Source organism: Cytophagaceae bacterium ABcell3, from assembly GCA_030913385.1.
In the GTDB taxonomy this organism is placed as follows: domain Bacteria; phylum Bacteroidota; class Bacteroidia; order Cytophagales; family Cytophagaceae; genus ABcell3.
In genome coordinates, this window is record CP133159.1 from 2,045,500 (window position 1) to 2,058,899 (window position 13,400).

The 13,400-nt window shown below is 39.6% G+C and carries 12 protein-coding genes; 5 read left to right on the plus strand and 7 right to left on the minus strand.

Annotation, left to right across the window (positions count from 1 at the left end):
- Window positions 1–356 precede the first annotated feature (356 nt).
- A complete protein-coding gene (locus tag RCC89_08395) occupies window positions 357–1,397 on the minus strand; it encodes a C45 family peptidase (GenBank protein ID WMJ73180.1) in 1,041 nt (346 codons plus the stop codon).
- Between the two features lie 547 nt (window positions 1,398–1,944).
- Between RCC89_08395 and RCC89_08400 the strand changes: the two genes are divergently transcribed.
- From RCC89_08400 to RCC89_08420, 5 genes are read left to right on the plus strand one after another with little or no spacing between them, the layout of a single operon-like run.
- Window positions 1,945–2,253, plus strand: a complete 309-nt coding sequence (locus RCC89_08400) for a TM2 domain-containing protein (protein ID WMJ73181.1) — start codon at window positions 1,945–1,947, stop codon at window positions 2,251–2,253.
- Window positions 2,254–2,260: 7 nt separating this feature from the next.
- Window positions 2,261–2,674, plus strand: coding sequence for a DUF2752 domain-containing protein (locus tag RCC89_08405; GenBank protein WMJ73182.1), 414 nt, complete (start codon window positions 2,261–2,263; stop codon window positions 2,672–2,674).
- Window positions 2,671–3,123, plus strand: a complete 453-nt coding sequence (locus tag RCC89_08410) for a DUF4870 domain-containing protein (GenBank protein ID WMJ73183.1) — start codon at window positions 2,671–2,673, stop codon at window positions 3,121–3,123. The genes RCC89_08405 and RCC89_08410 overlap by 4 nt, the downstream gene beginning before the upstream one ends.
- Window positions 3,104–3,910 (plus strand): M48 family metallopeptidase, encoded by an 807-nt coding sequence (locus RCC89_08415; GenBank protein ID WMJ73184.1) that lies wholly within the window; start codon window positions 3,104–3,106, stop codon window positions 3,908–3,910. Before RCC89_08410 ends, RCC89_08415 begins: the two co-directional genes overlap by 20 nt.
- Window positions 3,911–3,923: 13 nt before the next feature.
- Complete coding sequence (locus tag RCC89_08420; GenBank protein WMJ73185.1) at window positions 3,924–4,331, plus strand: GNAT family N-acetyltransferase; 408 nt, start codon at window positions 3,924–3,926, stop codon at window positions 4,329–4,331.
- Between the two features lie 192 nt (window positions 4,332–4,523).
- Here the strand turns inward: RCC89_08420 and RCC89_08425 are convergent, their stop codons facing one another.
- From RCC89_08425 to RCC89_08450, 6 genes are all read right to left on the minus strand, one after another.
- Window positions 4,524–5,042 (minus strand): GNAT family N-acetyltransferase, encoded by a 519-nt coding sequence (locus RCC89_08425; GenBank protein WMJ73186.1) that lies wholly within the window; start codon window positions 5,040–5,042, stop codon window positions 4,524–4,526.
- Between the two features lie 16 nt (window positions 5,043–5,058).
- Window positions 5,059–5,907, minus strand: coding sequence for a prolipoprotein diacylglyceryl transferase (gene lgt, locus RCC89_08430; GenBank protein ID WMJ73187.1), 849 nt, complete (start codon window positions 5,905–5,907; stop codon window positions 5,059–5,061).
- A 3,266-nt stretch (window positions 5,908–9,173) separates the two neighbouring features.
- A complete protein-coding gene (locus tag RCC89_08435; protein WMJ73188.1) occupies window positions 9,174–10,094 on the minus strand; it encodes a transposase in 921 nt (306 codons plus the stop codon).
- 31 nt (window positions 10,095–10,125) lie between these two features.
- Window positions 10,126–10,512 (minus strand): hypothetical protein, encoded by a 387-nt coding sequence (locus RCC89_08440; GenBank protein ID WMJ73189.1) that lies wholly within the window; start codon window positions 10,510–10,512, stop codon window positions 10,126–10,128.
- A 1,519-nt stretch (window positions 10,513–12,031) separates the two neighbouring features.
- On the minus strand, window positions 12,032–12,874 hold the full coding sequence (locus RCC89_08445) for a rhomboid family intramembrane serine protease (protein ID WMJ73190.1): 843 nt from the start codon (window positions 12,872–12,874) through the stop codon (window positions 12,032–12,034).
- A 74-nt stretch (window positions 12,875–12,948) separates the two neighbouring features.
- Complete coding sequence (locus RCC89_08450; protein WMJ73191.1) at window positions 12,949–13,371, minus strand: n-acetylglutamate synthase; 423 nt, start codon at window positions 13,369–13,371, stop codon at window positions 12,949–12,951.
- Between the last annotated feature and the right edge of the window lie 29 nt (window positions 13,372–13,400).

The window sequence follows — 13,400 nt, forward strand, 5'->3', positions numbered from 1 at the left end:
ATGTCAAAAAAAAATCTAGGCCAATTTCTAAGAAAAAAGGTGTAGTTTGTTGAATCCTAAATTTATTATCAGGGGTAAAGTCTTTCTTATGCTATTGGTCTTTTAACTCAAATCTATAAGTCATTAAGGAGTCAGGAAATAAGCTAAATCATTTTTTTAGACCCCTATTTTTGCTATTTGGCTCCTGATTGTTGAAAACTTTTAAAATATTTTGGATCCTAAAATCGCCATCGTTTGTGTGGGAGGCCTTTTGCTTTTTCTATTAGGGTGTGGTAATGGGTGGGGAAAGTGGTTAATAAAAAAAGTCTGACAGGAGTGGGTGTCAGACTTTTTCTTATTGATTAAAAATGAGAGACTTAATCTTGAACAGCCTTTTTTCTTTTCGGTGTTCTTTTGTTGGCTTCTTTTGACAATAACCAGTCAAGTCTGATTTCAGGTTTAAATCTCTTAGCAGTTGGCTGCCCTTCTGCCCTGAGTATTTTTGAACTTGTTAGTTCTGTGATAGTAGCCCAACACGTTCCAAAACCTATTTCAGGAAGGTCTAGGAGTAAACTTTTACTTTTGTCTGCCAAGACCTCTCTTATATCATCAATGGTTAAGTCTTCCTCTTTTTCTGCCAAGAGCTCTTTGGTTTCCTGTAGTCTTATGGTCGATTTACTCCATTCATTTTCCGACTGTTCAAAAGCTTTCATTTCAGGAGATTGGAAATGATTGGTGCAAGAAATGAAGTTGCGTTCAGGCTTTCTGACCATAGTTTTCTCCGGTGCTGCTTCTACAACGACCATCGATCTCTTTTTGTCAGAAATTAAGTAATTGCTAGAGACGGAAAGGGGGGCTTGTTCAATTATATGGATGGCTTCATCTGTACTGCTACAGTTTTCTAAAATATATCTAACAATAAAGTAGTAGTTTACGCCCGGCTTATGTGATTTTCCGTCTACGTGGGTGGCAGTTATGGCTAGGCCTTTTTCATTGAACCCATCTTCGCGTCCAATAAAAGTTTTTGAATGGGCTAAGTAGGCAAATTTGCCATCTGGTTTTACGAGACTGGCTTCGGTAAACTTTGTCTCGTTATAGTGAAAATCAAAACTTCTGGCAAACAGTACCTGATCTTCATTTTTGTAGGCAAAAGAGGTGCCTTGGGATTCTTTTTCAGGAGCTCCGGGGCTTAACAACAGTGTGGCGATATGTTCTTCTGAAACACCTAGGGTTTCTGCCAAACCTTTTATCTCATCAATAACCTCTGGAAAGAAATGTTGAAGTTCTTTGTAGCTTTCCTTGCCAAACTCTAGTTTGCTTTGGTCTAAATCAGGTAGTTGATATTCGTTTTTGATTAGATTGGTGGCGTGTTTAACCCCCATTTCATGGTATGAACCTCTTAGTCTTGGATGATACATAATAGTAATAATGATGTAAAATAACCCTACTTAAAGTTATGACTCAATCAATGATTGAATGGTAACTTTTCCTTTTCTAAAACCTTTATGAGGCATATACTGCTAGTGAATTGTTACTAATTCCCACAGTTTTTTTACCAATGCGGAAATAAGCCTGTCATAAAGTGGGCGGAAAGATAGGGAAAAATACTGATTAAGGTAATTATTTGGTATAAAAATAAGTTTAAAAGGTGTTTTTTATGGATAAGGTAGTTTTGTGGTAGGATATTAATTTTAAGTTCAACAACAGTGTATGTAAAGAGGCGGTTGTTTCATTTGAAGAAGGTTAGGGGGAGTTTTTTTACATTTATCTTGTGTTTTTTGCTATTTATGTGAAACTTGTCCAATGGCTTGGCGTATATAGTATCATTTTTATGGATGAATGTAGGACTTTAGGGGATTTTTCTTGCGAAGAGATCTTATTTAAATAGAATTTGAATTTTTTAATTATACTTTAACCAAATACACATTACTATTTATGGACGCACAAAAAGTGGACATGTTTATTATGTCCAACAGTAAATTTTTTGAAAGTCATCACATTGAGTCGATAAGAGAAAAGCTTTTAGCGGCTAGCGATGACAAATGGGGAGCTATTCAAGCGGTTTCTCTTAAGGATCCTACCACCATGCTTATTGTTTCACTTGTTGCTGGCCAACTTGGCATTGACAGGTTTATGATTGGCGATACGGGAATGGGGATCGGTAAGCTTTTGACCTGTGGAGGTTTTTTAGTTTGGGCTATTGTTGACTGGTTTATGATACAAGGTGCTGCTAGGGAAAAGAACCTGCAGAAGCTAATGAAGGTGATTGGCTAATATGGCAATGGGCAGGAACAAACTGTATATGTTGCTGTCAGTTGCTTGTCTGGCGGGGTATATCTGGCTTACAATAGCTTTTTATATGTACAATACTAATAAAGAAAACGCCTTTAGTATGTGCATGATCAAGAATGTAACAGGTATCCCCTGTCCATCCTGTGGCTCAACACGTGCAGTAATGGCCTTACTGAACGGAGGACTTGCAGAGTCTGTGCTGTTGAACCCTTTTGGGGTAATTGTTTTGTCTATTATGGTTCTTGCGCCTTTGTGGATATTATTCGATCTTATGTTAAATAAAAGCTCGCTACACCTTTTTTATAATAAAGCAGAAACATTTTTCCGGAAGAAGTATATAGCGGTTCCGCTAATTATCCTTGTTCTGGCAAATTGGATAAGAATTATTTGCGCAGGCTTATGATTTCAGTTAAAGAATTTGTTTATACGCCATCCGATCATGAGTCAGAAAGGGCATCTAACAGTTATGTTATGTCTCTTGTGGCACTAATTGCCGGATTGCCTCTACCCATAGTCAACCTGATTGCTACGTTTATTTTTTTTATGGGAAACAGGAAAGCCACTTACTTTGTACGTTGGCACTGTATCCAGGCCTTATTGTCGCAAGTTTCTCTGCTGGTTTTTAACACCTCTCTCGTATGGTGGACAATTGCTATTGTGTTTGGAGACCAGATAGCAGATAATCAATACTTTTCCTGGTTGTTTACTGTACTTCTGTTTAATATAGTAGAGTTTATTTTCACAATTTACACGGCTGTGAAAACCCGCAATGGAATACATGTGGAATGGTTTTTTTACGGTAGCCTAACAAACTTAATTTGCAAACCTGCGCATGAAGAAAGTACTGTCTGAATTATCTATAGCTGTCCTTTTTGTAGGAGGAGTCTGGTTTTTGCTTAGCCAGGTAAATTGGCTTTCTGTTTTGGGAATGAATAATTCAGAAGAGCGACTTGAAAATCAGCTAGGGGAAATTTTTGAAGAATATTTAAATAATGAAGAAGAGGAAGTGGAGGCTCCTGCTATATATTCTCCTGTAGATTCTTTGTTAAATCACCTATGTAGTGCCAACGATATTGAAAGAGAAAGTATTCAATTGCATGTAGTCCGGAAAGATGTTGTTAATGCTTATGTTGTTCCTGGCAGGCATATGGTTGTGTATACTGGTTTGTTGGCAAAGTGTTCCAGTGAGGCGGAACTGGCCGGCGTGATTGGTCATGAGCTTGCGCATATTGAAAAGAAGCATGTAATGAAAAAACTTATACGTCAAGCTGGTTTGGCAGTGCTTGTTTCTCTGACTGCGGGCAATGGCGGTGCGGAGGCTGCCGCTCAGCTAATGAAGCTACTTTCTGCGGCTTCCTATAGCCGGGATATGGAAAGAGAAGCTGATTTTACATCAGTAGACTATCTTATTAAGGCTGATATTGACCCAGAGCCTTTTGCCGAACTGATGTATCAATTTTCAGAAAAAGACCATGAAATGCCGGCAGCCCTGAAATACCTGTCCACACACCCTGCTTCTGAGGAAAGGGCTGTTGACATTATTAATTATATGCAGGGGCAAAACTGCCAAAAGTATCCTGTACTCCATCCGCAGACATGGGATAATATGAAAGTAAAAGTTAAGGATGAGGACTTTTAATGGATTTTAAGATATGATAGTTTATCAGACTGAAAATAACCTTCTGGCGGAGGAGTTTCATGATATTCTTATCCGCTCAACTTTAGGTGAACGCAGGCCGGTTGATGATATGGATAAAATCAGGGCAATGGTGGAAAATGCAAACCTGATTGTTACTGCAAGGCATGAAGGGCGGCTGGTAGGTGTTGCCAGATCAATTACAGATTATGTGTATTGTACTTACCTTTCTGACCTGGCCGTGGACGAGGCTTATCAGAAGCAAGGAATCGGCAAAGAGCTTATAAGACAAACCAAAATTGCCTCCCCTCAGGCAAAGCTTATCCTACTGTCTGCCCCTAAGGCAATAGACTATTATCCGCGCATCGGCATGGAAAGACATAATAATTGCTTTTTTCTGGACGATGTGAAACTCCTGAAATGATAAACATTTTGCTGTTTTTCTTTGTGTAGAATCCGCATATTTCTGTTTATCTCAAAATTTGATTCGGGCTGACTTTCTATTTCTTTCAGAAAAAAAACTTAAGTATTTGTAAATTAGATTATAATTATCCTAAAATTCAGTTTCAAACCCTTTTCAGTAAACGCTCTCCTGACGAGTTGCTCTTCATGCTCTTCAGAACGTTTCATGATGTTCTGAACTGTTGTTTACGCTTCTGAACTTTCTGGTACTGATATTGAAAAGTACCCTGTGTTCTCCCGGGCCGTCATAGTTTCTGGTAAACATAAATCCATCTTCTGTTTGTCCGTCGCCTGGCTTTATTGAAAAACCTATTTTTTTGTGAAAGGTAATTGAAAGTCTATTTTCAGGAGAGGTGAGGCATTCTATTACTGTTACCCCTGATGGCTCTGCCTTTTCAATAAAAGCACTATAAAGTTTTCTTCCTATACCTTCTTTTCGGAAGTCAGGATTGACACCAATAAAGTGAACATAGCCAATGGTAGGATTTGCCGGAGATATAAAGCCTATGAGAAAACCTTTAATAAGTCCCTTTTCTTCAATGATAAAGCTTGTGTCTGAGAAATGATCAAAAAACAAACGTGGGAGTTTGTCTGTCATTTGTTTGCGCCCCCACCAGTCATCAAGCTTTGGTATGATTTTGTCGTAATCGTTAGGTTGTATATGTCTGATCATGTTTTTTTATTCCAGGTTAAGCTAGTTGAGCAGTGGACTTTTGCTGTTTTTGTTTTATAAGGCTTATGATAATAAAAACAGCACCGGCTATAATATATGGGATGCTGAGAATTTGTCCCAAGTCCAGGAGCAGGTTTTCTTCAAACGCCACCTGCCGTTCTTTTACAAATTCGATTAGAAACCGTGAAATGAATATGAGACTCAAGCAAAGGCCAAAGAAAAAACCATTCCCTAATTTTTGATTTGCTGTTCTATAAAGGTATAGTAGTAACCAGAATATCATAAGGTAACAAATCGCTTCATAAAGCTGGGCTGGGTGTCTCGGCTGGTTGTCTACTTGAAGGAAAACAAATGCCCAAGGCTTTGTGGTAGGGTAACCTATAATTTCAGAATTTACCAGATTGGCCATGCGGATAAAAACACATGCCAGAGGGGCGGCAATTGCCATATAGTCTAAGGTTTTTATTAACGGTTGTTTGGTTTTATAGGAGTAAAATAACAAGGCTATTAATACACCTAGGCCACCACCATGACTCGCAAGTCCTGAGAAACCTGAAAAAAAGTATACGCCCTCTGGTGTTTTTTGTATTGGTAAGAACATTTCAAGAGGGTTTGCCAGAAAATATTCAGGCTCATAGAACAGACAGTGTCCTAACCGAGCTCCTGCAATAATTCCTATTATTGAATATAGGGTTAGTTTATCTAAGTGTTCGGCCGGAATATGCTCTTTACGAAAAATCCATTTCATTACATACACAGATAGAATCAGGCCGGTAACAAAAAGAAGGCCATAATACCGCACAGGAAATCCGAGAATGTTGAATATTTCAGGCTGTATGTCCCAGTATATGTAGTTGAATAGCATTGGGTGAAAATTTATCGGTAAAGATAAGAGGTTTGATGTTAAGGATGAACAAAACGGCATTCCTGTAGTGCCGATTTTTTATCGGCATGGCTAAATTACGAGTAAAAGATAATCCTCAAAACTAACAGCTATAAAACTAGCGGTAAGCTCCACACCCCCTCCAAGTGTTTCAAAAAACCTTGGAGGGGTTCAATAACGGTTATAGCTTGATTTTATAAGTCAATTGTAACATCCTTGACGGTAAGTTCTATGATGGTAAGTGCCGAAGAGTAGACGGAAAGGGTAATTCCATAATCAGTAGCCCGGCAGCGCAATACCTGTCAGCGTCCATAAGACCTGGTCAGACTCTGGCACATATTAGTTAACCCCGAACAATCAACCAACACAGCTTACCGCAACCAGATTGCCGCGGCATTTTTTCATAAGAAACTAAAGGCTAAAGTTTCATGCAAAGAACTTTCCCGACCACTACCTTATGCCTCGCAATGACGGTTATATTTTGGTTTTCTGCTGATTATAACCTTTATAATAACCTGTCATTCCGACGCAGGAGGAATCTGTTAGACTCTAGCACCCCTGGTAATAAGAGCAGATAAAGGCACTCATGCTGTTACCCCGACAGATGCTTCGTCCCTCAGCATGACAATTATGATTATTAAGGGCAAAGGGTAATAATATTTACGTTGGTATCAACACGGGGTAATGAAACAACCACAAGTCCTTATTCAAACAGGCTCCGCAACAGGTGCGGGGATGCAGGTATAGTGTTTGTTTTTAGAGTTTAAAACACTACCCCAAAAACTAACAGCCAAAATTTACGATAACCTCCCAACTGGTAAGAGCCGAAAAGTTGACAAAAGGATAGGTCAATAATCAGCAGTCCGGTAGCTACTAAGGGCGGGTGGGGACTCTATGGCTGGTGTGGGCATATTGCGGCTTGTGGGGTGCCGGATTTTTAAAAATGCCGCCATAAAATACTGCCTTTGACAATGAATCGTCAGTTAAGGCATTTTTCTGGCAGGGAGGGGCTGTGCGTTTAGTGCGTGGCAATATATGCCTTTCAGCCATAGTGTCTTTTTTTGGTTACCTTTTTTGGACAAGCAAAAAAGGTAAGAAGAAATGGAGAATGAGCTTTAGGAAACATTAGCTCATTAGGTGTATTAATAAGGCGACCAATTTAATGATTTGATGATGCTCTAATCGTCAGGTCTGGTACATAACACCCTCAATTACAACTCACCCCAACGTCATTGCGAGGAGAAACGACGAAGCAATCTCATCGTCAAGTCTAATATTCATTACCCCACAAACAATCAACCTATACTGCTTATCTCAAACAGATTGCCGCGGCATTTTTTCATAAGAAAACTAATGGCTTATAACTTCAATCCATAGAACTTTACCCACCACTATCTTGCGCCTCGCAATGACGGTTAAATTCTGATTTTCTGCTAATTAAAACCTTAATGTTAGACGCTGGCACCTGCCTAATATTTGGCAATTCACATTCCTGCTTTACCCCAACAGCCCCCCGCAACAGGTGCGGGGAGACAGCTATAGTGTTGATTTTAAAGCTTAAAAACACCATCCCCAAAAGGTACACCCAAAGCCAGCGTAACCTTCAAACCGGTAAGAGCCGAATAGTAGACAAAAGAATAACTCAATAATCAGCAGTCCGGTAGCTACTAAGGGCGGGCGGGGACTCTATGGCTGGTGTGGGCATATTGCGGCTTGTGGGGTGCCGGATTTTTAAAAATGCAGCCATTAAAAACTGCCTTTGACAATGAATCGTCAGTTAAGGCATTTTTCTGGCAGGGAGGGGTTGTGCGTTTAGCGCGTGGCAATATGCCTTTCAGCCATAGTGTCTTTTTTTGGTTACCTTTTTTGGACAAGCAAAAAAGGTAAGAAGAAATGGAGAATGAGCCTTAGGTAACATTAGCTCCTTAAATTTAATAATAAGGGGATCAGTTTAATGATTTGATGATGCTCTAATCGTCAGGTCTGGTATTTGACACCCTCTATTACAACTCACCCCCAACGTCATTGCGAGGAGGAAGGACGAAGCAATTTAATTGTCAGGTCTGGTATTATACTGTCTGAACCGGGATTCGAAAGATGGAAGGATAGGCAGGATTTAAGGATAGATGTTATTACAACCTATAAGATAATAACACCCCCACAATCACCAAATTACCCCCAACGTCATCGGTAGGAGGCACGACGAAGCAATCTAGTCGTCAGGTCCAGTATTTGACACCCTAACAATCAACCAATACAGCTTACCGGCACCGTTTAATATTTGGCAATTCACATTCCTGCTTTACCCCAACAGCCCCCCGCAACAGGTGCGGGGAGACAGCTATAGTGTTGATTTTAAAGCTTAAAAACACCATCCCCAAAAGCTACACCCAAAGCCAGCGATAACCTCCAAACCGGTAAGATCCGAAAAGTAGACTAAAAGAATAACTCAATAATCAGCAGTCCGGTAGCTACTAAGGGCGGGCGGGGACTCTATGGCTGGTGTGGGCATATTGCGGCTTGTGGGGTGCCGGACTTTTAAAAATGCCGCCATAAAATACTGCCCTTGACAATGAATCGTCAGTTAAGGCATTTTTTTGGCAGGGAGGGACTGTGCGTTTAGTGCGTGGCAATATGCCTTTCAGCCATAGTGTCTTTTTTTGGTTACCTTTTTTGGACAAGCAAAAAAGGTAAGGAAAAATGGACAATGAGCTTTAGGTGACATTAGCTCATAAGTTTATTATTAGGGCGATCAATTTAATGATTTGATGATGCTCTCATCGTCAGGTCTAACAATATTCCCCCGAACAATCAACCAACACAGCTTACCGCAACATTTTTTCATAAGAAACTAAAGGCTAAAGTTTCATGCAAAGAACTTTCCCGACCACTACCTTATGCCTCGCAATGACGGTTATATTTTGGTTTTCTGCTGATTATAACCTTTATAATAACCTGTCATTCCGACGCAGGAGGAATCTGTTAGACTCTAGCACCCTTGGTAATAAGAGCAGATAAAGGCACTCATGCTGTTACCCCGACAGATGCTTCGTCCCTCAGCATGACAATTATGATTATTAAGGGCAAAGGGTAATAATATTTACGTTGGTATCAACACGGGGTAATGAAACAACCACAAGTCCTTATTCAAACAGGCTCCGCAACAGGTGCGGGGATGCAGGTATAGTGTTTGTTTTTAGAGTTTAAAACACTACCCCAAAAACGGGTCACCGTATTTTTCTGGGGATTTAAGCAAAAAGCTTAGAGAGCCTGAACAAGAAGAACCTTGTATCTACAACGCCTCTTAAGTTTGCCCTGAAGAGCTTTATTTTTGAATTAAAAGATTCCGCATTTGCATTGGTAGATCTATTGTCAAAGAAGTTTAGAATATTGCTCATATGGTTGCTTACTGTATTTGCTACCGTTAAAAATTCCTTGGTTCCCATCTCATGAGTTTTATTGATCCATTCAGCAAACTTTTTTTCAGCGGATATTTTTGTGTTGCTTTCATATATTAGCCTAAACCCAAGAACATGGTCATAAGCTTTTTTGAGGTCTGGATAATTTTCAAAAGCTATGTTGGCTCTCTGCTCTTGGCTTTGAGTCCAATCAGCTTTCTTTTTGGCAAAGACATACCTGCAGCGGGCCAAAAGTTGCTTTGGGGTGTCCCCATTGGGCAATAAGGGTGCTTTATACCTAACGCCATTCTTTTTGGCAGCTTCGATAGCCTTGTTTTCCATATCTAGTTCAACCCATCTTTGATTGACCCTTATATGTTGTAGAGCCTCCAGGGCCAGCCTTACTACATGAAAGCGGTCTGTAACCAAATTTGCCATGGGGAAACATGTTCTTGCGGATGACTCCATGTTTTTTGCCATGTCAAGGGTTACTTCCTTTACTTTATTCCTTTGTTCCAGAGGGATTTTCTCTAGGACTTGTATGATATTTGCCGACAATGTGCCTTTTACAGAAGCTACCAAAGAGCCTTTTTTGCCTCTCCCGTTTTTATTGGTAATAAAAGTGTACAACTCTCCTTTTGACAGTGCAACTTCGTCTATACTAAGATGCTCTCCGATATTGTCCGGAAAGACCAAATAGTCCTCTGCATGCTCTTTTTGTTCCCACTGCTTAAACCCACTGCTTTTCTTCTTATAGTGCCTCCTCAACAAATCCCCTTTGACCTCATAATAGCTGCCAATGTTACCAATGGTATCTTCGCGGGTCTCGACCTGTACCTTTTAAAAAATCTGAAAGCTCTTGAGTGATTTTAGAGCCTTCAGCTACAAATGAATAGTCATTGTAAACTATTTTGTTCTTGCATGTTTTATGCCTCCACCTTCGTCGCTTAAATTCAAGATAAACGGCTTTTCCCCTGATAGGGAAATCTTGAACAATTTTAGGTTCATAAAAACCTTTAGACTCGTACTCTTCAGGTTTATGCTTTCCTAATAGCCGGTTCTGCTCAATGAGGTTGATTTTATAAAAAGCTCTTTTGCTGTTCAGGTCACATAGCTCTATTACAGCTTCTATTTCAAAAAAATCTAGTATGCCTTCCGGCAAAAAAGGGGCAATAATGCTTTCTTTCATCTTGCCTTAAAATTAACAAATCAAACCAAGACTCCCCAACTTTTACGTGTGAGCCCCAAAAACTAACAGCCAAAATTTACGATAACCTCCCAACTGGTAAGAGCCGAAAAGTAGACAAAAGGATAGGTCAATAATCAGCAGTCCGGTAGCTACTAAGGGCGGGTGGGAACTCTATGGCTGGCGTGGGCATATTGCGGCTCGTGCGGTGCCGGATTTTTAAAAATGCCGCCATAAAGAACTGCATCTGACAATAAATTGTCAGTTAAGGCATTTTTTTGGCAGGGAGGGACTGTGCGTTTAGTGCGTGGCAATATGCCTTTCAGCCATAGTGTCTTTTTTTGGTTACCTTTTTTGGACAAGCAAAAAAGGTAAGGAAAAATGGACAATGAGCTTTAGGTGACATTAGCTCATAAGTTTATTATTAGGGCGATCAATTTAATGATTTGATGATGCTCTCATCGTCAGGTCTAACAATATTCCCCCGAACAATCAACCAACACAGCTTACCGCAACATTTTTTCATAAGAAACTAAAGGCTAAAGTTTCATGCAAAGAACTTTCCCGACCACTACCTTATGCCTCGCAATGACGGTTACATTTTTGGTTTTCTGCTAATTATAATTTTAAGGTATAACAAAAAATCTTAATAAAACCACTATTCATTCCATTGTCCCACCACGTCATCGGTAGGAGGAGCGACGAAGCAATCTCATCGTCAGGTCTAGTATCATTGTCTCACAACAATCAACCAATACAGCTTACCGCAACCAGATTGCCGCGGCATTTTTTCATAAGAAACTAAAGGCTAAAGTTTCATGCAAAGAACTTTCCCGACCACTACCTTATGCCTCGCAATGACGGTTACATTTTTGGTTTTCTGCTAATTATAATTTTAAGGTATAACAAAAAATCTTAATAAAACCACTATTCATTCCATTACCCACCACGTCATTGCGAGGAGGAAGGACGAAGCAATCTCATCGTCAGGTCTAGTATCATTGTCTCACAACAATCAACCAATACAGCTTACCGCAACCAGATTGCCGCGGCATTTTTTCATAAGAAACTAAAGGCTAAAGTTTCATGCAAAGAACTTTCCCGACCACTACCTTATGCCTCGCAATGACGGTTACATTTTTGGTTTTCTGCTAATTATAATTTTAAGGTATAACAAAAAATCTTAATAAAACCACTATTCATTCCATTGTCCCACCACGTCATCGGTAGGAGGAGCGACGAAGCAATCTCATCGTCAGGTCTGGTATCATTGTCTCACAAAAATCAACCAATACAGCTTACCGCAACCAGATTGCCGCGGCATTGTTCATAAGAAACTAAAGGCTAAAGTTTCAGACAAAGAACTTTGGTAAGCTCCATTCCCTCTCCAAGTGTTTAAAAACCTTGGAGTGGTTCCTTAACGGTTATCGCTTGATTTTATAAGTCAATTGCAACATCTTTAGACCTATTTTGTACATGACTACTCATCACTTTAATTAATTTCTGCTAACCCCTCATAGTGTTACCAAGTTTTTTCTGAAAGATCTTTTAGCCTTTCTTTTTCTTTGTCAGATAAACTTTCCATACCTTTGGTGCTAATTTTGTCGAGGAGGTAATTCAGCTCTTTCTCTCTTTCTGCTTTCTGTGCCCAATACTTTTCATCAATGTCATAATACTTCTTTTTCTGTCCGAAGCTAGTACCGGTCGTTATTATGTTAGGTTTTTTTGCTATAAGCCAAACAAATAGTATAGAAGGAATAAGTATAGCTAAAATCGGTAAAGTGTTGCTTGTTATGGCTTCTGGAAAAAACGCCAAAGCGATAAGTAAGCCTATGGCACCGCCTCCCAAATGTGCTTCGTGCCCTATGTTGTCTTTCTGAGATTTTATTCCGTAAATAGAGTACAGGACATAAAGTAGCCCGTAAACCCATCCAGGAATATGTACTGGAAGAAAAAAGAACCCTATGCTAATACCAGGGAACAAAGCAATGGCGGCAAAAACAATCCCGCTAACTGCACCTGAAGCTCCTACAGCACTGTAGTTGTAATGGTTCCTATGGATGAACAATGCCAATAAATTTCCTCCTAACAAACTACCAAAGTAGATGGCCAAAAATTTTCCTGCCCCTATAAAGTCCTCAAGTCCGCTGCTGAAAAAGTATAAGGTGAGCATATTGAAAATATAGTGGCGCCAGCTAACATGTAGAAATCCAGACGTTATAAGCCTTTTATAGTCTTTTCTGGCTAAGATATCATCTACCCTAAAAGAGTATCTGTTAAGGTAACTGTAACTTTGGAGACCATAATAGGTGATAACCCCGCTTGCAATAATGATGGTTAAACCAATAATACCTAACGCTGCCATTGTAACTTGATAGAATAATTTTGCCTTTGGATCTTGATACTGTTATATAAAAAGTATGTAAACTCCAGTAAAGTTTACACCTCAATAATAACAGAATTTCCTTCAGAAAAATCCCCGGAGGTCCATTGCCAGCTTTCATGGAGCTTTACCTTACCATCAGGTAAGACTTCAGGTGTTGAAGTACATTTTCCAGTCCTGATTTCATTGTCCTTATTGATATGCTGGTAAACCATTTCAAGAACTCCATTAGGGGCTGCTTTTGCAATTAAAGTGCCTTTAGTGATTTGTCCTCCCGAGTAGTTGGCCCACACTATGTTTCCTTCTTGGAAATAATGAAAAACCGTTTCGTCTGAAACCTCTCCATTTTCTGAGTTGCCTATAGACTTAAACGTTCTATTATTGTAATTAATCATCTTTAAGAGTTCTTTTTTTAGCCGTAAAAGACTAAAAGTATAAAAAGTAGGGATTTTCTCCCTTAGATGAACATGTACATTCATGGTGTTTACATGTGCAGAGGGAATTGTAA

Excerpts from the sequence above, each read along its gene's own strand:
- RCC89_08410 (WMJ73183.1), top strand. The coding sequence starts at position 2,671 with ATGATTTCAGTTAAAGAATTTGTTTATACGCCATCCGATCATGAGTCA.
- RCC89_08400 (WMJ73181.1), top strand. The coding sequence starts at position 1,945 with ATGTCCAACAGTAAATTTTTTGAAAGTCATCACATTGAGTCGATAAGA.
- RCC89_08450 (WMJ73191.1), bottom strand. The coding sequence starts at position 13,371 with ATGAATGTACATGTTCATCTAAGGGAGAAAATCCCTACTTTTTATACT.
- RCC89_08425 (WMJ73186.1), bottom strand. The coding sequence starts at position 5,042 with ATGATCAGACATATACAACCTAACGATTACGACAAAATCATACCAAAG.
- RCC89_08445 (WMJ73190.1), bottom strand. The coding sequence starts at position 12,874 with ATGGCAGCGTTAGGTATTATTGGTTTAACCATCATTATTGCAAGCGGG.
- RCC89_08415 (WMJ73184.1), top strand. The coding sequence starts at position 3,104 with ATGAAGAAAGTACTGTCTGAATTATCTATAGCTGTCCTTTTTGTAGGA.
- RCC89_08440 (WMJ73189.1), bottom strand. The coding sequence starts at position 10,512 with ATGAAAGAAAGCATTATTGCCCCTTTTTTGCCGGAAGGCATACTAGAT.
- lgt (WMJ73187.1), bottom strand. The coding sequence starts at position 5,907 with ATGCTATTCAACTACATATACTGGGACATACAGCCTGAAATATTCAAC.
- RCC89_08395 (WMJ73180.1), bottom strand. The coding sequence starts at position 1,397 with ATGTATCATCCAAGACTAAGAGGTTCATACCATGAAATGGGGGTTAAA.
- RCC89_08420 (WMJ73185.1), top strand. The coding sequence starts at position 3,924 with ATGATAGTTTATCAGACTGAAAATAACCTTCTGGCGGAGGAGTTTCAT.
- RCC89_08405 (WMJ73182.1), top strand. The coding sequence starts at position 2,261 with ATGGGCAGGAACAAACTGTATATGTTGCTGTCAGTTGCTTGTCTGGCG.